Source organism: Martelella sp. K41-7 (assembly GCF_055808365.1).
In genome coordinates, this window is the sequence record NZ_CM147867.1 from 1,616,052 (window position 1) to 1,634,549 (window position 18,498).

Consider the following 18,498-nt stretch of genomic DNA (forward strand, 5'->3'; position numbering starts at 1 on the left):
GCCGCGTCGTTTAGGCTGACAGCATCCCGTAGATTTCATCTTTCAGAACCATCCTCCGCTTGCGCAGGTCTTCCATATGCGCATCGTCAGTCGGCTCGATCTTTGTTTCCGCACGATGAACCGCACGGTTTACCTCGTGATACTCATCGATGAGTTTGGCAAAATGCGCATCCTCAACTTTCAGAGTGTGCATCTTTTCAACGTAGTCGGGGAATTCATCGGCCAGTTCATGCGGTGTATTCGACATTGGATATGTCCTCCTGTGATTGAAGCTTATATCCAACGCTAAGCTTTGCCGCACCCCGCTCCTTGATTTCTGTCAAACCTGCTATCGATCACAGTCCAAGCATCATCCGAACCATAGGCTCGAGGCCGCGGCCTATCGCCCGCGTATTTTCAGCATCAAGGTGAACGCCATCAATCGGGCTTGCCTTGGCCACTGATGCTGCATCGTAGAACCCGCATCCCAGATCATCGGCGATTTCACTGTAGTAGGTCGACAGCATCTGTGACTGCTCCACGATACCCGCGAGAAACCCCATGCCTGTGTCATTCGCTGTAGGCACGGCATGCGGCGGCGAAACCACCAGAATGTCCGGCGCATCGTCACCGAAGGCATAGGGATGCCAACGGATAATCTCGATAAGACGCTTCAGGCCGCTGCGGGAGGCGAACGCGCCGCCTCCGGTAAAGGGTTTCAGGTCATTGGTGCCGAGCATGATGATGACGAGATCAAGCGGGGTGTGACTGGCCAGCAAGGTGGGCAGAATGCGCGCACCGTTTCGATCAGCCTCAGCTGTATGATCATCAAAGGCGGTTGTGCGGCCGCCAAGCGCCTCGGAAAGGACGTCAACGCCCTCCCCCAAAGCCTTCTGCAGCACCATCGGCCACCGGGCCTCGTGGGCATGCCGGCCGTCTCCAGCCGGATCGTGCCCGAAAGTCAGGGAATCGCCATAGCAAAGAACCGTTTTCATTGCGCATCATCCCTGCATGAGGCCATCAGACCAGCATCGACATCGGGTTTTCGATATAGCCCCTGAACGATGCCAACACATGGGCTGCCAGTGCGCCGTCAACGCAGCGGTGATCGGTCGACAGTGTGACCGACATGACCGTTGCAATGGTGATCTCGTCGTTCTTGACCACAGCGCGCTTTTCGCCCGCACCAACGGCGAGGATCGAGGCGTGCGGCGGATTGACGACGGCGGCAAAGTCCTTGACGCCCATCATGCCCATATTGGAGACCGCAGTGGTTCCGCCCTGATACTCAGCTGGCTTCAGCTTTTTCTCCTTGGCGCGCTTGCCCATATCCTTCATTTCGTTGGAGATGACGGAAAGCGGCTTTTCCTCGGCCTTGCGGATGATCGGCGTGATCAGACCGCCCGGAATGGAAACGGCAACGCCGACATCGACATGCTTGTGAACAACCATATTGCTATCGGTCCAGGAAACATTGGCCTCCGGCACATCGCGCAGCGCCAGCGCCATGGCCTTGATCACCATGTCGTTGACCGACAGCTTGTAGACCGGCTTTTCGTCCCTGACGGGAGCCGCCTTGTTAAGCTGGCTCCTGAGCGCCAGCAGTGCGTCCAGCTCGCAATCCACAGTCACATAGAAATGCGGGATGGTCTGCTTCGATTCGACGAGGCGCTTGGCAATCGTCTTGCGCATGCCATCATGTGGCACCAGCTCGTAGGAGCCTTCCTCGAACAGCTTGAGAACGGCCTCTTCCGACTGCCCCTGCGGGATCGGGGCGGCAGGAGCCTTGTCGCCGGCGGGCGCTTCCGACTTCGGCGCAGCCTTGCCGACACCGTCGCTCACGGCCTTTTCGATATCGCGCTTGACGATACGGCCATGCGGGCCGGAACCCGAAAGGGCTGAAAGGTCGAGACCTTCTTCCTTGGCAAGACGGCGGGCAAGCGGCGACGCAAAGACGCGCTCGCCGTCGGCCTTGGGCGCTGCCGGGGCCTTGGCTTCGGGGACCGGCGTATCGGAAGACGGTATCCCGCCCTTTGCGACAGCATCTACGGTCTTTTCTTCCTTGGGCGCCTCGGATTTGGCTTCTTCCTTGGCGGCCGGAGCGGCGTTACCGCCGTCAGCAGCCTTGGCAGCTTCCGCTACATCTTCGCCTTCCTCGGCCAGAACAGCGATCAGGGCATTAACCTTCACACCATCTGTACCGTCCGGAACCACGAGCTTTGCGATTATACCCTCGTCGACGGCTTCGACTTCCATCGTCGCCTTGTCGGTTTCGATCTCGGCAATCACATCACCGGCCGAAACACTGTCGCCTTCCTTCACCAGCCATTTGGAGAGGTTACCCTCTTCCATGGTTGGGGAAAGCGCCGGCATCGTAATCTTGATCGGCATCGAACGTCTCCCTTACTTGTAGCAGACGGCCTTAACCGCATCGATGACTTCACCGACGTTCGGCAGGGCGAGCTTTTCCAGGTTCGCGGCGTAAGGCATAGGAACGTCCTTGCCGGCGATCGTCATGATCGGCGCATCGAGATAATCAAAGGCCTGCTGCATGACACGCGTCGCGATTTCGGTTCCGACGGAGGACTGCGGGAAGCCTTCTTCCACCGTCACCAGACGACCGGTCTTTTTGACAGATTCGACCACTGTCGGGATATCCATCGGACGGATCGTGCGAAGGTCAATGACTTCGACGTCGATGCCCTCTTCCGCCAGCTTCTCGGCCGCTTCGATAGCATAGGTCATGCCAATGCCAAACGATACCAGCGTTGCATCACTGCCCGTCTTGTGAATGCGGGCCTTGCCGATTGGCAGAACGAAATCGTCAAGCTTCGGCACATCGAACTTCTGGCCGTAGAGAATTTCGTTTTCCAGGAAGATGATCGGGTTCGGATCGCGGATCGCAGCCTTCAACAGCCCCTTCGCATCGGCTGCCGTATAGGGCATGACAACTTTCAGACCCGGAATGTGGCTGTACCATGAGGCATAGCACTGGGAATGCTGCGCGGCCACGCGAGCTGCGGCACCATTCGGACCGCGGAACACGATGGAACTCTCCATCTGTCCGCCGGACATGTAGTGGGTCTTGGCTGCTGAATTGATGATCTGGTCCATCGCCTGCATGGCGAAGTTGAAGGTCATGAATTCGACAATAGGCTTCAGTCCGGCAAGCGCTGCACCGACGCCGACGCCAGTAAAGCCATGCTCGGTGATCGGAGTATCGACAACGCGCTTGTCACCGAATTCCTGAAGCAGACCCTGGGTCACCTTGTAGGCGCCCTGATATTCGGCCACTTCCTCGCCCATGACGAAGACATCGCCGTCGGCGCGCATTTCTTCCGCCATGGCATCACGCAGCGCTTCACGCACCGTCGTGGAAACCATTTCAGTGCCTTCCGGAATATCCGGATCGGAGGCGATCTCTACGGATTTCGGTTCGGCCGGAACGGCGTCAGGCGAAGCCTGCGGCTTTTCTTCCTGGGCAACTTCAGGAGCCTTGGTTTCTTCCGGTGCCTTGGTGGCGGCAGCATCAATGTCGTCAGCGCTCTCACCCTCTTCGAGCAGAACGGCAATCGGCGTATTGACCTTCACGCCCTGCGCACCTTCTTCGACAAGAATCTTGCCGATTGTGCCTTCATCGACGGCTTCGACTTCCATCGTCGCCTTGTCGGTTTCGATTTCGGCCAGAATGTCACCGGCGGCGACGCTGTCGCCTTCCTTTTTGAGCCACTTGGTCAGGTTACCCTCTTCCATCGTCGGAGAGAGCGCCGGCATAAGAATATTGGTAGGCATGTTATCCCTCCCCGTCTTAGCGCAGGATATCGGTGTAGAGCTCGGAAACATCCGGCTCCGGATCGGTCTGGGCGAAATCGGCGGCATCTGAGATGACCGAGCGCACATCCTTGTCGATGGCCTTCAGTTCATCTTCGTCGGCCCACTTCTTGTCCAGTATCCGCTTGCGGACCTGCTCAATCGGGTCATGTTCAGAACGCATCTTCTGCACTTCATCCTTGCTGCGGTATTTCGCAGGGTCAGACATGGAGTGGCCGCGATAGCGATAGGTCTGCATGTCCAGAATGATTGGCCCCTTGCCCGAGCGTGCGTGCTCTTCGGCGTCTTCTGCCGCGGCCTTGACGGCGCGAACATCCATGCCATCGACCTGAACGCCGGGGATACCGAACGAGCTGCCGCGCTTGGAGAAATCCGTTTCGGCGGACGAGCGTGCAACCGAGGTGCCCATGGCATAGCGGTTGTTTTCAATAACGAAAACGACCGGCAGCTTCCAGAGCTGAGCCATGTTGTAGGTCTCATAAACCTGGCCCTGGTTGGCCGCGCCATCGCCGAAATAGACGACGGAGACCTTGCCATCTTCACGATACCGGTTGGCAAAGGCCAGACCCGCACCGAGCGGCACCTGCGCACCGACGATACCATGACCGCCATAAAACGCCTTCTCCTTGGAGAACATGTGCATCGAGCCGCCCTTGCCCTTGGAATAGCCGGACTGGCGGCCGGTCAGCTCGGCCATGACGCCGCGGGCTTCCATGCCGGTGGCGAGCATGTGACCGTGATCGCGATAGCTCGTGATGATCTGGTCACCATCCTTCAAAGCCATCTGCATGCCGACGACGACAGCTTCCTGACCGATGTAAAGGTGACAGAAACCGCCGATGAAGCCCATGCCATAAAGCTGGCCGGCCTTCTCTTCGAAACGGCGAATCATGAGCATCTCGCGAAGCGCATGCATTTCCTGATCGCGATCAAACTCGACGATCCGGTTGTTATCTTCTTTTTGGCTGATTTCCGTGAAGCAGTCGCTTGCGACGCCATCAAGACCTCCTATGGAAGGAAAGATGTGGAGTTGAGCGTCACAATAATGAGTTTTTTGCGGCACGGCAATGCTAGATTTTTAAAGAAAAAACAATAACCAAGTTATTGTTATTAAACAATAATACCTAAATTAACATGATTTCAGTTTATTGAAGATTTCTTTCAAAAATCACGATTTCGTCCGGCTTCAGAAGGTTCAGCGCATAACGCGCCTGCTCGTCGAGAGCATCCTTCATCAAAGAGCCGTCGGACATCATCCGCACGCGCTCTTCCATTGCCCGGCGTTCGACCACCAGCTTTTCAAGCTTGCGTTCATTGAGCGCCTTGTGCACCTCGAAGCGTTCGCCGGCGATCAGGCCGTAGTCACCATGAATGGAGTGATAGACAAAATAGCTCATGAAGCAGGCCGTGATCGCTGGAACGACAAGGCGGCCGTAAAACCGTGGTTTGTGATGGCGGGTCCACATGAGGCTGACAGTCCGGAAATTTACGCAATACTATGAAGCCGACACTAGCGCTGTAACCTTAACCAAGCCTAAAGCCGGCTCCTGTTTCAGGCCGCCACGTCGCCTTTCCGGTTAAAACAGAAAATGCCCGCAGCACGGGGCTGCGGGCATTTCAATCGTGATAATCTAGTCGTATCAGCCGTCAGGCAATCAGGCCTTCAGGATCGACTTGCCGGCATAAACGGCCTGTGCGCCCAACTCTTCCTCAATGCGGATCAGCTGGTTGTATTTCGCCAGACGGTCCGAACGTGACAGCGAGCCGGTCTTGATCTGGCCGCAGTTCGTGGCAACAGCAAGGTCGGCGATCGTGGCATCCTCGGTTTCGCCCGAACGGTGCGACATGACCGATGTGTAGCCTGCCTTGTGGGCAGTCTCGACGGCATCGAGCGTTTCCGTCAGCGAGCCGATCTGGTTGACCTTGACGAGCAGCGAGTTGCCCACACCCATCTTGATGCCGTCCTTCAGACGCTTGGTGTTGGTGACGAACAGGTCGTCACCGACCAGCTGGCATTTGTTGCCGATCAGCGACGTCAGTTCCTTCCAGCCGTCCCAGTCGTCTTCGGCAAGACCATCTTCGATCGAGAAGATCGGGTACTTGCCGATCAGGTCGGCGAGGTAAGCGGCCATCTCGCCGGAGGAGAAGGTCTTGCCCTCGCCTTCCATTTCATACTTGCCGTCCTTGTAGAACTCGGTCGAGGCGGCATCCATGGCCAGGTAGACGTCGTCACCCGGCTTGTAGCCGGCCTTTTCAATCGACTTCATGACGAAGTCGAGTGCGGAGATCGTGCTGGGAAGTGCCGGCGCAAAACCACCCTCGTCACCGATTGCGGTGTTGTAGCCGCCAGCCGAAAGCTCTTTCTTCAGCGTGTGGAAAATTTCCGAGCCCATGCGCACGGCGTCGCGCATCGTATCGGCGCCGACAGGCATGATCATGAATTCCTGGAAGTCGATCGGGTTGTCGGCATGTTCGCCGCCATTGATGATGTTCATCATCGGAACCGGCAGCAGATGTGCAAACGAGCCGCCAACATAGCGGTAAAGCGGCAGGCCGGTGGCCGTTGCTGCAGCCTTTGCAGAGGCCAGCGAAACACCGAGAATGGCGTTGGCGCCGAGGCGGCTCTTGTTGGGGGTGCCGTCGAGTTCGATCATCGCCTGATCGATTTCCATCTGGTTTTCGACATCCATGCCGACGATGGCCTCGAGGATTTCGGTGTTGACGGCGTTGACCGCCTTCTCGACACCCTTGCCGAGATAGCGCGCGCCGCCGTCGCGCAGCTCCACAGCCTCGTGCGCGCCGGTCGAGGCGCCCGAGGGCACGGCTGCGCGGCCGATGGTGCCGTCTTCCAGATACACATCGACCTCGACCGTGGGGTTGCCACGGCTGTCGAGGATTTCACGGGCGAGAATGTCGGTGATTGTCGTCATGTCTGTCTACCTGTCGACCTTGCTGTTCGAAATTGTGACGAGCGCGCCAAAGCGCGGCGGTTTTCCATAATACGCGCGGTGTCTTGGGTCACCGGCACATTGCAGCAAAACTGCATAAAGCAGTTCACTCGTCAGAACTATGACGAATGAAAAATTTTCGGGCCCGTTCGGCGAAAAACGCGTCCGAGATCCACGTCATAGCTTATCTTTCCTTCGCGATGGCGTCAAAAGCCAGAAGTTTTTCGAGAAGCCGCGGCATTTCATCAAGCGGAACCATGTTGGGGCCGTCCGACGGTGCATTGTCCGGATCCTCATGCGTTTCGATGAAGACACCGGCAACTCCGACGGCAACTGCCGCGCGGGCCAGCGTTTCAACAAATTCCCGCTGGCCGCCTGTCGAGCCGCCCTGGCCTCCTGGCTGCTGAACCGAATGGGTGGCGTCGAAGATCACCGGCGCGCCGGTTTCAGCCATGATCGGCAGTGAGCGCATGTCCGAAACAAGCGTGTTGTAGCCGAAGGATGCGCCGCGCTCGCACAGAAGCACGTTGTCGTTTCCGCTGTCGACGATCTTGGCCAGAACGTTTTTCATGTCCCAGGGTGCCAGGAACTGCCCCTTCTTGACGTTGATAACACGGCCTGTTTTGGCAGCAGCGATCAGAAGATCGGTCTGGCGGCACAGAAACGCCGGAATCTGCAGAACATCGACGACATCGGCCACCTCGGCGCACTGGGCTTCCGTATGAATGTCGGTCAGAACCGGAAAGCCGAATTCCTTCTTCAGGTCGGCGAAGACGTCCAGCGATTTATCAATCCCCATGCCGCGCTCGGCCTTCAGCGAAGTGCGGTTGGCCTTGTCGAAGGAAGACTTATAGACGAGGTCGATCCCGGCCTGCGCGCAGATTTCCACAAGCCGCCCGGCCATCATGAAGGCGTGGTCGCGGCTTTCCATCTGGCAGGGTCCGGCAATGAGCGAGAGCTTTGCGCCGTTGGAGAACACAGCTTTCGCTTTGCCCTCACCGGCCGAAACGGTGCGATTGTTCATGTCATGCTTCCTTGAAAATAAAGGTCACGCCCTGCCCGGGGGCCGGCGGAACGCGGATCATCCCATCCGCGATTTCATGGGTGATGTCGTTGCTTACGAGAATATCACCAAGATTGTCGAGGTCTGCGACCTCGAAAACGACACCACACGCGACAAGCCCCCTGTCCTCGCTGCCAGACGCGATTGCGTATTGCGTTCGCAGATAGTCATGAGTGAAGATCGAAACATCGGCGTTGGCGCCCGCCACCGTCACCCCATGGGGATGAATGTCGATATCGTTGCAATGGCTCAGCTGTTGCAGTAACGGCTCGAACTCCATCGGACTTTGTTCAACGATCAGTACGGAAGCAACGCCGGTGACCCCGTTCTGATGCGCCATCAATGCTTCAGGCGGGTCGAGTGGAACAAGTCGCTCGCAGGTAAAAAAGAACAGGTCGGGCGCGCGCAGATCGGCGGCAAACGCCAGGCGGAATCCGGCTTCTGCTTCACTTCCGTCCTCGCGCTGGAATTTGCGCGAAAAACTGAAGAGGTCACCGGCGGCAATGCCGGCTTCGGCAAATTCTGCGTGATCAGCCGCAGCATCTGCGCTTTTGAAAACAATCGCCGAAAGCCCGTCCTCACCGACCCGGAAACGAAATGCACGGTCCCTGCGCACGAACTCGGCTGCGGCGCGCACCTGATTGTGATAGAGGCGCAAATCGGCGATGCCAAGTGGTTCGAGATAGGTCGCGTCGGAAAAATAGACGCAGGCGTTTTCCGTTCCGAAGGGATGACGCGCATCCGGCGCCACACAAAACCCGAGAGCGCTCAGGCGAAGTCGTGCTGTCGCCAGATCGACAACCGGCAAAACCAGGTGGTCAAGGGAGCGCGGGGCATGGTGCGAAAGCGACATCAAGCTCCTCCTTTTTCGGCGTCCTTGATGGCATGAATGGACAAAGGCTTCAAGCGACCAAGTCGCCTGAACTCTCTGTCAGTTGCCTGCATATACCTACCAGATATAGCGCAGCTTTGCCGATGCGATAAGCGCCGAATATTCGGCCCCCCATTCACCATAGGCCCCTATGGACAGATCGGCTTGCGGGGTCAGCTGGATCCGTGCGCCGATATTGGCGGCCACCGCGCTTCCGGTCGGAGCATTGCTCGAAATCGAAAACCCGTAACCGGGCAGCGAGACGAAGCTTGCATTCGCATCGCCTCCACTGCCGTAGCGGTAGAGGTAGGAAACCCGCGAATTGATCGAGAAACGGCGCGCAACGTCACCGGCAGCGGTATCGAAGCCGACGCCCGCTTCAACAGTGCCGCGGAACAGGCTGGCATCGGAATAGGAAAGTGCGGAAGCTCCAACCCCGGAAGCCACATTCTCTGAGTAGCCGGGCGCGCTTGTGTAGACTGCGCTTGCCGCGGCGAACGGAATAAAGGCAACACCGCTGTCTATGATCCGTCCGCCTGCTTCGACGCGACCGCCAAAAGTGGTGGCCGAATAACTGCCACGCAGCTGATCCACCGCCGACCCGAAGCTGACGGTCCGGCGGGTATCGACGCTGTCGGTGCCAAAGCCAACGGTGGCGACACCGTAAAGCCCCTGAGCCGTCTGGCCCGCTGCCGTGATCGCGCCGTGCAGCGACTGGCTTTCGGCTGATCCGTCCTGTTCGGTCTGGTCATAGCTGGTCTGCCCCCCGCCAAAGACGAAGCCAACAGAGGCGGTGTCGTTCAACTGGGCGAGATAACCGCCCTCGACAATGTTGCCCTTGATGTTTGCACCAGAATTCCCGGCTCCCGAATCGCCCTTAACGGTGGCGGTCTCGCCGTTATATTCAAGCCAGATGCTGTTTCCCGGCTCAAAAGCCGCATAGGGGGCGTATGCCGATGCCGTCGAGCCCCGCCCTGCTTCGGCCCAGTCCCATTGCGGCGCAGCCGCACTGCGCGACGGGCCAACAGACCAGTAACCAAGCGCCGAACTATTTTCCGCAGACGGCAGTTCGTCATCATTGCTTTTCTGCTCCACCGGCCGCCAGCCGGCCAGAAGCCTGTTGGGATTTGAGGAACGACGCAGGAAATTCTGCATTCCGAGATTGGCCGTCATCGTGGCATTGACGCCCAGCTCACCGCCAAGTGTGGTCATGGCGGCCTCATAGCCGGCCCCCGACTGCAGCATTCCGGCTGAAAGCGTTCCCACCAGAGGCACCCCATCATTGAAGGCCCTCACGAGCTGGTCGTTGACGCGTCCTCCGAGTGCGGAGAAGTTGAAATTGCCGCCGACATAGGCGAGCGACATGTTCAGCCTGTTGGCGTCCTGTTCGATGGTGCCGCGAAACTGCGATGGCAGCGCAGCCAGCGGCGCATCCCAGGTACCGGTGATCGCACCGGCTTCAAGCAGGGTATATTGCTGTTTCAGCTCACCGCCATCGACAAAGTCGAGGTCGATTTCCGTGTCGTCGAAGCTCACCGTTCCGCTGACCTTTGCCGGAACCTGGCTCGTCTGGATCACAGCAGCGTAAGTGGCGTCTGTTTCAAATGCCAGATCGCCGTTGACCGTTATTGAACCGTCCTCATCGCCCGACAGAAAGGTGCCGCCGGTGCGCACGGTCGTTGAACCAATCTCGCCCGAACCGCCGAAAGCCGCGCCGGCCTTGACATCGGCACTTGTGCCACGCAGCGCGCCAACCACCAGAAATGTTCCGCTATCAGCCTCAAGTGTTCCGGCAAATTCATTGTTGTCCGCCGTTAGCCGCAGCGTACCGGAGCCTTTCTGCGAAACCGAACCCGTGCCGCGCAGTAGTCCGGTGAACGCGATATCGTCGGAGCGGGCAAAACTCAGCTCGCCACCGGTTTCGATTGTCGCATTCCCGTTCAGCGTGCCGGTCGTGCCACCGTTGCCAACCTGAATTTCAGCACCTGTGTCGATATAGGTATCGCCTTCATTGGTATTGTCGGCAGTCAGAACGGTTCTCCCGGCCAAGGCAGCGATATCGACCTTGCCGGTGATCGTGCGCGAAAATTCGTAATCCTTTGAGGTGTGGTTGAAGACCAGATAGCCCTGCCCGTCACCGAACGATACTGTATTCACATCCAGCGTGCCCGGTGCCTGCGCGGCAGCTTCGGGAATGGAACCGATGACCAGCGCCCCCATGGACCCCACATTTGAAGCGAGCACAAGATTGTCTGCGACAAGTGTTCCGCCGTCGGAAAGCGCCAGCACGCCTTCGCCGTTCTCGCCAACGATCAGGTCTCCTTCAATCGTCCAGGAAGACCCGGCCCCATCAATAGCGGCGAGACCGGACGAACCCGCAGCGGATGCGACCGAACTGGCCGTGCTGGTTACGACGCCGCCGTCAACGACGAGCAACGAGCCATCACCTTCAACGCCTGCGGTAATACCGCCATCCACGGCCCAGGAAGACCCCACGCCGCTGACGATAACGGCACCTGCCCCTGACACCGTCGTCCCGATTTCCGCGGTGCGGTTGGTCACCGTGCCGCCGTCGAAAATGGTCAGAAGGCCAGCACCTTCGGAGCCAACCTCGAGATTGGATGTATTGGTCCAGATCGCGCCAGTGGAGACACCGGCAGCCCCCACGCTGCCCGCATCACGGCCAATGATCCCGCCATTCGAATTCAGCGCACCGCCTTCCGTCAGCGCGAGAAAACCGTCGCCGGTTGTACCAACTGTCATCCGGTTGGTGAGCGAGACGTTACTGCCGGCGCCGGTAACAGCCATAATGCCGCCACTGCTCTGGTTGGCGCCGACAAGTGCAAAATCGGCCGTTACGGATCCGCCATTGGAAACGATCATGCTGCCATCGCCATTGCGACCGACCCTGAGCGAGGCAGAAAGCTGCAGTTGTGAGCCGGTGCCATCGACGATCACACTTCCCTCGCCGTTGGCGACATTCCCGATATAGCCATTGCTGCCGGTCATCGTGGCGCCATCCAGAACCGACAGCGTTCCCGAACCGCCGGAGCCGCCACGACCGACATCACCGCCGATGGAGATATCCTGATAGACATTCCAGAGCGACCCACTGCCCGCCACGATCGCGTCATTGTCCTGGGATGTCGCGTTCTGGCCGATGGACAATGAACCGCTGATCGCATGGGCACCATTCTGAACCAGAACCGTTCCCTTGCCGCTGCTGCCGATTGTGGTTGCACCGTAACCGTTCCACTCCGTGGTGGCGCCAGAAAGAGTGACACGGCCCTCAGCACCTGATTCGCGGCCGATGATCGCCTGATCTGACTCGATGAACGCGCCATTCGAGACGCTGAGTGTGCCGGAGCCACTGTTGGCCACGGAAAGCCCGTTTTCACCCGTTCCGTAGGTTCGCAGGCTGGTGCCGCTTCCGGAAAGCGTGACGGTGCCCACGCTGTCTGCTGCACTTCCGAGGATGATTGAGGAGGTCTGGCCGGTTGCTCCTGCCGACATATCGATTCGGCCCGAACCGCTTCCGCCGACAATAATCGAGTTGTCCATCTGGATCGCGCCACCGCCGCCAAGCGTCAACGTGCCGTTTCCGGTGGCTGACGCGCCAAGCTGTGTTCGCTCGCCATTGATCGTCGCATTCGACGTCACCCGCCCGGTGGCAGTGTCGCCGATCACGAATGTGTTGATATACTCGGTACCGCCATCAGTCGGCAGCACCGGTGCATTATTGGTTGTGTTGATGGAAACATTGTCACCGGTTTTCGGTGTATTCGATGTGGCCGCACCATCTTCGAGCCAGTTATTGGCCGTATACCAGTCCGTCGATTCGGTACCCGTCCACTGAAAATCGGCGGTAAACCCTGGCGTCCCCCAAAGCAGCAACAGTGCGGATGAGCTCAGAAAAGCGGTCCGGGCCGCCTGACGCTGCAAATTCGAAAAACACATCACCAACACAACTCCAGCCCAGAAACCTACAATTCATATCGGCTCAACCTGGCTCTCGACCGCCGACCGCACCGTTCTGGCTGCAATTCTGGACTGCGTTAGCTTAAGAACTTCTTGCGATGGAAGAATTTGCCAGCATGCTTAACGTTTATGGTTAACGCTTGGTTACAGGCGGCGATTTGCGGCTGCAACATGGGATGCAACAACGACTTCAATTTCATTGCATCTTCGTCTAAGAAGCGTCACAAACCCGAAGGATCGGAAAACAGGGATCGGTAGAGAATGCTCGAAACAATGCGCAAAGGCGCCCAGACATGGGTAGCAAAATTTCTGTTGGTCCTTTTGATCATTTCGTTCGGCGTCTGGGGCGCTTCGAGCGCACTGTTTTCTTCGAATTCGGATGTGGTCGTTCAGGTCGGAAACAAAAGCGTTTCCTCGAACGAGTACCGCCTTGCCTATCAGCGCCAGATCAACAGCCTGAGCAATCAGTTTGGCCGGCGGCTGACCGGGGAAGAAGCCCGGATGATCGGCGTGGATCAGCAGGTTTATGCTCAGCTTGTGGCTGGTGCGGCGCTCGATCAACTGGCCGACAACATGAACCTCGGACTTTCCGAAGACCGCCTCGCCAAACTGATTGCCGAGGATCCTGCGTTTCAAAACAGCGACGGCCGGTTTGACCGCCAGCGGTTCAGCGCGCTGCTGCGCAATGTCGGCCTTAATGAAGACGACTACGTTGCCGAGCGGTCCAAGGTCGCTGTTCGTTCCCAGATCGTTGACGGGCTGGCCGATGGCTTTGTCGCCCCCACGACCCTGGCTGACGCCATCCGGCAATATCGCAACCAGTCCCGCGTGGTTGACTACATTGTGCTCAACAGTGCCTTCGTCGATCCGGTCAAATCCCCGGGCGAAGATGTTCTTGAGCCCTGGTACGAACAGCGTAAGGCTGCCTATCGTGCCCCCGAATACCGCCAGTTTTCCTACGTCGAACTTCGCCCTTCAGCCATCGCCGACCCTGACGCGGTCTCCGCCGACGCCGTACGCGCGGACTACGAAGCCCGGGTCAATGCCTATACCACTCCGGAAGAGCGTCAGATCCAGCAGCTGACATTTTCCGATCAGGCAGCGGCCGAACAGGCAGCCCAGGCACTCGAAGACGGCTCGAAAACCTTCGACCAACTGATCGCCGACCAGGGTTTGACGAGCGGCGACGTGACGCTCGGCGTCTACGACAAGGGCCGGTTCCCCGATCAGGCGATCGACGATGCAGCCTTTGCCATTGCGGAGAACGGAGGCACCAGCGGTGTCGTTCAGGGCAATTTCGGGCCGGTCATCATCCGTGTAACGGAGATTACGCCGGAAAGTGTTACGCCCTTAGCGGAAGTCGAGGATCAGATTCGTCGTGAACTGGCCGAGCAGCAGGCGGCGGATGACATTCTCAACGTCGAAAACCAATATGAGGACCAGCGTGCCGGCGGTTCTTCCATGGCCGAAGCGGCTCAGAGTCTCGGCCTTGAAGCTGTAACCATCGACGCTATCGATTCCAACGGTCGTGATCAGGACAGCAATCCGATCGACGATATCCCGCTTGGAACCGAGCTTATTGCCGCAATATTCGATACCGACATCGGCATCGAGAACCTTCCCCTCACCCTCGATGACGGCGGAGTTCTCTGGTACGAGGTTGAAGGGATCACGCCGCCGCGCGATCGCAGCTTCGAAGAGGTCCGCAGCCAGGTCGAAGCGGATTGGGCAGCCGAGCAGCAGCGCGACGCTCTGATCGCCAGGGCCAACGAAATGAAGGAGCGGGTCGAAAACGGCGAAAGCCTGTCGCAAGTTGCCGCCGACCTCGCAATCGACGTCGAGCAGAGCCCGTCATTCACGCGGTCATCGCAGAACAGCGCGCTAGGTCCCGAAGCGGTTGCCGCCGCCTTCAGCGGCCCGCTGGGAACCGTGGCAACCGCGCCGCGCAACGGCGGCGACGAGCAAGTTGTCCTCTCCGTTGCGACGGTCGTCAATCCCACCGGCACGCTTGAGACCAGCGGCGACAATCAGGCCATCACCACCATTGCCTCCGCTGCCGGAGACGATATCCTTGATGAGATGATCAACAAGCTGCAGAGCGAATACGGTGTCTCCATCAATCAGACGCTCGCCGAGCAAGCTGTGAACCTGCGGTAATCGAAAGCGGTGAAATGTCCGAGCTCAAACCCTTCATAGCCAAGGTCGCATCCGGCCAGTCTCTTTCGGCCACGGAATCACGGCAGGCCTTCGATATCCTGATGTCGGGCGAAGCGACGCCGTCCCAGATCGGCGGCTTCCTGATGGCACTCAGGGTCAAGGGCGAAACGGTGGACGAAATCATCGGCGCGGTCGAGACGATGCGGGCGAAAATGCTCACGGTCGCCGCGCCCGACGGGGCGATCGATATCGTGGGGACCGGCGGCGATGGCGCGGGCACCTACAATATTTCGACGCTTGCAGCGATTATTACGGCCGGCGCCGGGGTAACGGTCGCGAAACATGGCAATCGCGCACTCAGTTCGCGTTCCGGCACTGCCGACAGCCTTTCCGAACTCGGTGTCAAGCTCGATATCGGGCCTGCTGCCATCGAAGCCTGCCTGCAGGAAGCGGGCATAGGCTTCATGTTCGCGCAGAAGCATCATGCCGCCATGCGCCATGTCGGCCCCTCGCGCGTCGAACTCGGCACACGCACGATCTTCAATCTTCTCGGTCCGCTCGCCAACCCGGCAGGCGTCAGCCGCCAATTGCTCGGGGTGTTCTCACCGCAATGGCTGGTTCCGCTTGCTGAGGTGCTGCGTGATCTCGGCTCTGAAAGCGTCTGGGTCGTGCATGGCCAAGGCCTCGACGAAATCACCACGACCGGCGAGACCAGCGTCGTCGAGCTTGCCGGTGGCAAGATCCGCGAATTCACACTGACAACCGCCGATTTCGGTGTTGATCAGGTACCGCTTGAGGCGCTGCGCGGCGGTGACGGCAAGGTGAACGCGGCGGCGCTTCGCCAAGTGCTTGCCGGCGAGCGCAACGCCTATCGTGACATTTCTCTCTGCAACGCAGCCGCTGCACTGCTGATTGCAGGCAAAAGCGAAACATTGATCGGCGCGATGGAAATCGCCGCCCAGTCACTCGATAGCGGCAATGCGGCGCTGGCCCTTGATCGGCTCATCGCGGTCTCCAACCAGAAATTCGAAGGCTGAGCGAGGCTTCCATGACCGATATCCTCCGGAAAATCGAGACCTACAAACGCGAGGAAATCGCCGCGGCAAAGGCACGTGTTTCGCTTGCGGAGCTGAAGGCGCGGGCGCGCAACCAGGAGCCGCCGCGCGGTTTTCTGGCTGCCCTTCGCCGGAAGCAGGTCGAAGGACAGTTCGGCCTGATCGCCGAAATCAAGAAAGCCAGCCCGTCCAAAGGCCTGATCTCGCCCGGACTTCGATCCGCCTGCCTTTGCAAAGGCCTATGAGGAAGGCGGCGCTGCCTGCCTTTCGGTCTTGACGGACACACCAAGTTTTCAGGGCGCTCCCGAATTCCTGGCCGCAGCCCGCAATGCCTGTACCCTTCCCGCACTGCGCAAGGATTTCATGTTCGAACCCTATCAGGTCCACGAAGCCCGGGCCTGGGGTGCCGACTGTATTCTGATCATCATGGCAAGCCTTTCCGACGATGAAGCCAGGGCACTGGAGGAAAGCGCCTTCGATCTGGGGATGGATGCGCTTCTGGAAGTGCACAACGAGGAAGAATGCGAACGCGCGCTGACGCTTTCCTCCGAGATGATCGGCATCAACAACCGCAATCTCAGAACCTTCGAGGTCTCTCTGGAAACCAGCGAGCGGCTCGCCGGCATGGTTCCGGAAAATCGGCTGATCATCGGAGAAAGCGGCGTTTTTGTTCATGACGACTGCCTGAGGCTTCAAAAGAGCGGCATGACCACTTTCCTCGTTGGCGAAAGCCTGATGCGCAAAAACGACATCGAAAGTGCAACGCGCGCGCTGCTGACGGGATCGAACGATGAAGCGCGGGCGCAATGACAGACCGGACCGCGAAACTCACGCATCTTTCGTCCGAGGGCGAAGCTCATATGGTCGATGTCGGCGCCAAGGACGAGACACAGCGCAGCGCTACGGCTGAGGGCTATGTGCGCATGAAGCCGGAAACGCTGGCCCTGATCGAAAGCGGCAATGCGAAAAAGGGTGATGTTTTGGCGACGGCCAGGCTCGCGGGAATAATGGGCGCAAAGCAGACCGCCAGTCTCATACCGCTCTGCCATCCGCTGATGCTCACCAAGATTGCGGTGGATATCGTGCCAGACAACGCCCTGCCCGGTTTGCGGGTCACTGCCACGGCCCGACTGACCGGCAAGACCGGTGTCGAGATGGAAGCCCTGACCGCGGTTTCCATCGCCTGCCTCACGATCTATGACATGGCTAAGGCTGTCGACCGTGAAATGGAGATCGGCGCGATCCGCCTCGTGGCAAAGTCTGGCGGAGCGAGCGGCGACTTCAAACGCGCGGAGGTTTGAACCGTGGCAAGCAACCTCCTACCTGTCGATGATGCGCTCGAATTACTGCTGAAGGGCGTTGTTCCGATCAACCAAACTGAGAAACTCGATCTGATCGAGGCTGACGGGCGCGTCCTTGCCGAAGACATTGTTTCGCGTATGACACAGCCTCCCTTCAGCGCGTCTGCCATGGATGGCTATGCCGTGCGGGCCGCTGACGCGGATCGACCTGGCGCAACGCTTGCCGTGACCGGTACGATTGCGGCCGGTGCGACGCCGGGCGGAGAAGTCTCTCCGGCAACGGCGATGCGGATTTTCACCGGCGCGCCTCTGCCCCCCGGCGCCGACAGCGTCATCGTCCAGGAAAATACACAAAGCGCTGGCAGCAGCCGGATTACGCTCACGATGGCTGCGGAACCGGGCGCGAACATCCGGGCCGCCGGACAGGATTTCCGCGAAGGCCAAACGCTTTTGCACCGGGGTTGCCTGCTTGAAGCCCGCAGCCTGTCTCTGGCGGCCGCCGGCGGCCATGGCCAGCTCTCGGTATACCGCCGCCCACGGGTCGCCGTGCTGGCGACGGGTGACGAACTCGTGCCGCCGGGCACCTTGCCCGGCCCCGGCCAGATTTCCGCCTCTGCTGGTATCGCAATTCAATCGCTTGCCCGGACGAATGCCGCGGCGATCCGCGATCTCGGCATTGCCCGCGACGATGAGGCGTCCATCCGTGCGGCCGTCGACAAGGCGTGCGCGTGGGATGCCGATGTGCTGATCACGATCGGCGGCGCATCGGTCGGCGATCGTGACCTTGTTGGCCCAACTCTTCAGGCCATGGGCATGTCGCTCGATTTCTGGAAGATCGCCATGCGACCCGGAAAACCGCTGATGGTTGGAAACCTCGGCAATATGAAGGTCCTCGGCCTGCCCGGAAACCCGGTCTCAGCTTATGTCTGTGCCCTGATTTTTGCCGAACCGCTAATCCGCGCACTTGGCCATCTGCCACCGCTGAAGCGGCTGCAGACGGCGATTGCTGCAACACCAATCGGGCCAAACGGACCACGCCGTCACTATATGCGCGGCAGATTTGTGTCCGCCACCGAAGGTCCGATGGTCGAGGTGTTCGAAAACCAGGATTCATCGCTTGTCTCGAAACTTGCCGAGGCGGACTGCCTGATTGTGCGTCAACCACACGAGCCGGCCGTCGAGCCCGGCGAACCGCTGGCGGTGATGAAAATCGACGCGCAAACGGGCTGAGTGTAAGCGCAAGAGCGGAGTTTGTTAGGGACGCTCCACAGCTGAGCTGAAGGGTGTTTGTGCTTGACCTTGATCGAGAAGCGAA

General features: G+C 59.1%; 14 protein-coding genes and 2 pseudogenes. 6 read left to right on the forward strand and 10 right to left on the reverse strand.

The window, feature by feature from the left end; genetic code table 11:
- Positions 1 to 10 precede the first annotated feature (10 nt).
- The 5 genes and pseudogenes from AC0L7L_RS07650 to pdhA all read right to left on the reverse strand — a co-directional run.
- Entirely contained in the window at positions 11 to 247 is a 237-nt protein-coding gene (locus AC0L7L_RS07650) for an HP1242/YdcH family protein (RefSeq protein WP_272211234.1), read from the reverse strand.
- Between the two features lie 88 nt (positions 248 to 335).
- On the reverse strand, positions 336 to 974 hold the full coding sequence (locus tag AC0L7L_RS07655; protein ID WP_473513180.1) for an SGNH/GDSL hydrolase family protein: 639 nt from the start codon (positions 972 to 974) through the stop codon (positions 336 to 338).
- A gap of 25 nt (positions 975 to 999) precedes the next feature.
- Positions 1,000 to 2,370: a pyruvate dehydrogenase complex dihydrolipoamide acetyltransferase gene (locus AC0L7L_RS07660; protein WP_473513182.1), complete on the reverse strand. Its 1,371-nt coding sequence runs from the start codon at positions 2,368 to 2,370 to the stop codon at positions 1,000 to 1,002.
- Positions 2,371 to 2,382: 12 nt separating this feature from the next.
- The gene (locus tag AC0L7L_RS07665) at positions 2,383 to 3,771 is read right to left on the reverse strand and encodes a pyruvate dehydrogenase complex E1 component subunit beta (RefSeq protein ID WP_473513184.1); all 1,389 of its coding nucleotides are present in this window, start codon (positions 3,769 to 3,771) and stop codon (positions 2,383 to 2,385) included.
- A 16-nt stretch (positions 3,772 to 3,787) separates the two neighbouring features.
- Positions 3,788 to 4,750: pseudogene (pdhA, locus tag AC0L7L_RS07670) on the reverse strand (pyruvate dehydrogenase (acetyl-transferring) E1 component subunit alpha); the annotation flags it as partial.
- Here pdhA and AC0L7L_RS07675 point away from each other — a divergent pair.
- Complete coding sequence (locus AC0L7L_RS07675) at positions 4,721 to 4,906, forward strand: hypothetical protein (protein ID WP_473514040.1); 186 nt, start codon at positions 4,721 to 4,723, stop codon at positions 4,904 to 4,906. The pseudogene pdhA and the gene AC0L7L_RS07675 overlap by 30 nt on opposite strands.
- 49 nt (positions 4,907 to 4,955) lie before the next feature.
- On the opposite strand, the gene AC0L7L_RS07680 is transcribed toward AC0L7L_RS07675, so the two are convergent.
- From AC0L7L_RS07680 to AC0L7L_RS07700, 5 genes are all read right to left on the reverse strand, one after another.
- Entirely contained in the window at positions 4,956 to 5,276 is a 321-nt protein-coding gene (locus AC0L7L_RS07680) for an FtsB family cell division protein (protein ID WP_272211239.1), read from the reverse strand.
- Positions 5,277 to 5,465: 189 nt separating this feature from the next.
- A complete protein-coding gene (gene eno, locus AC0L7L_RS07685; protein ID WP_272211240.1) occupies positions 5,466 to 6,740 on the reverse strand; it encodes a phosphopyruvate hydratase in 1,275 nt (424 codons plus the stop codon).
- A gap of 202 nt (positions 6,741 to 6,942) precedes the next feature.
- Positions 6,943 to 7,782 carry a 3-deoxy-8-phosphooctulonate synthase gene (gene kdsA, locus AC0L7L_RS07690; protein WP_272211241.1) on the reverse strand — a complete coding sequence of 280 codons (840 nt, stop codon included), beginning with the start codon at positions 7,780 to 7,782 and terminating at the stop codon, positions 6,943 to 6,945.
- 1 nt (position 7,783) lies between these two features.
- Entirely contained in the window at positions 7,784 to 8,674 is an 891-nt protein-coding gene (locus AC0L7L_RS07695; RefSeq protein ID WP_473513187.1) for a VOC family protein, read from the reverse strand.
- Between the two features lie 96 nt (positions 8,675 to 8,770).
- Positions 8,771 to 12,649, reverse strand: coding sequence for an autotransporter family protein (locus tag AC0L7L_RS07700; protein WP_473513189.1), 3,879 nt, complete (start codon positions 12,647 to 12,649; stop codon positions 8,771 to 8,773).
- Positions 12,650 to 12,931: 282 nt separating this feature from the next.
- Between AC0L7L_RS07700 and AC0L7L_RS07705 the strand changes: the two genes are divergently transcribed.
- From AC0L7L_RS07705 to AC0L7L_RS07725, 5 genes and pseudogenes are all read left to right on the forward strand, one after another.
- A complete protein-coding gene (locus AC0L7L_RS07705; RefSeq protein WP_473513191.1) occupies positions 12,932 to 14,827 on the forward strand; it encodes a peptidylprolyl isomerase in 1,896 nt (631 codons plus the stop codon).
- 14 nt (positions 14,828 to 14,841) lie between these two features.
- On the forward strand, positions 14,842 to 15,864 hold the full coding sequence (trpD, locus tag AC0L7L_RS07710) for an anthranilate phosphoribosyltransferase (RefSeq protein ID WP_473513193.1): 1,023 nt from the start codon (positions 14,842 to 14,844) through the stop codon (positions 15,862 to 15,864).
- A gap of 11 nt (positions 15,865 to 15,875) precedes the next feature.
- A pseudogene (trpC, locus tag AC0L7L_RS07715) lies at positions 15,876 to 16,692 on the forward strand (indole-3-glycerol phosphate synthase TrpC).
- Positions 16,689 to 17,183: a cyclic pyranopterin monophosphate synthase MoaC gene (gene moaC, locus AC0L7L_RS07720; protein WP_272211250.1), complete on the forward strand. Its 495-nt coding sequence runs from the start codon at positions 16,689 to 16,691 to the stop codon at positions 17,181 to 17,183. The pseudogene trpC and the gene moaC overlap by 4 nt, the downstream one beginning before the upstream one ends.
- Before the next feature lie 3 nt (positions 17,184 to 17,186).
- A complete protein-coding gene (locus tag AC0L7L_RS07725; protein ID WP_473513197.1) occupies positions 17,187 to 18,413 on the forward strand; it encodes a molybdopterin molybdotransferase MoeA in 1,227 nt (408 codons plus the stop codon).
- The last annotated feature ends 85 nt before the right edge of the window (positions 18,414 to 18,498 follow it).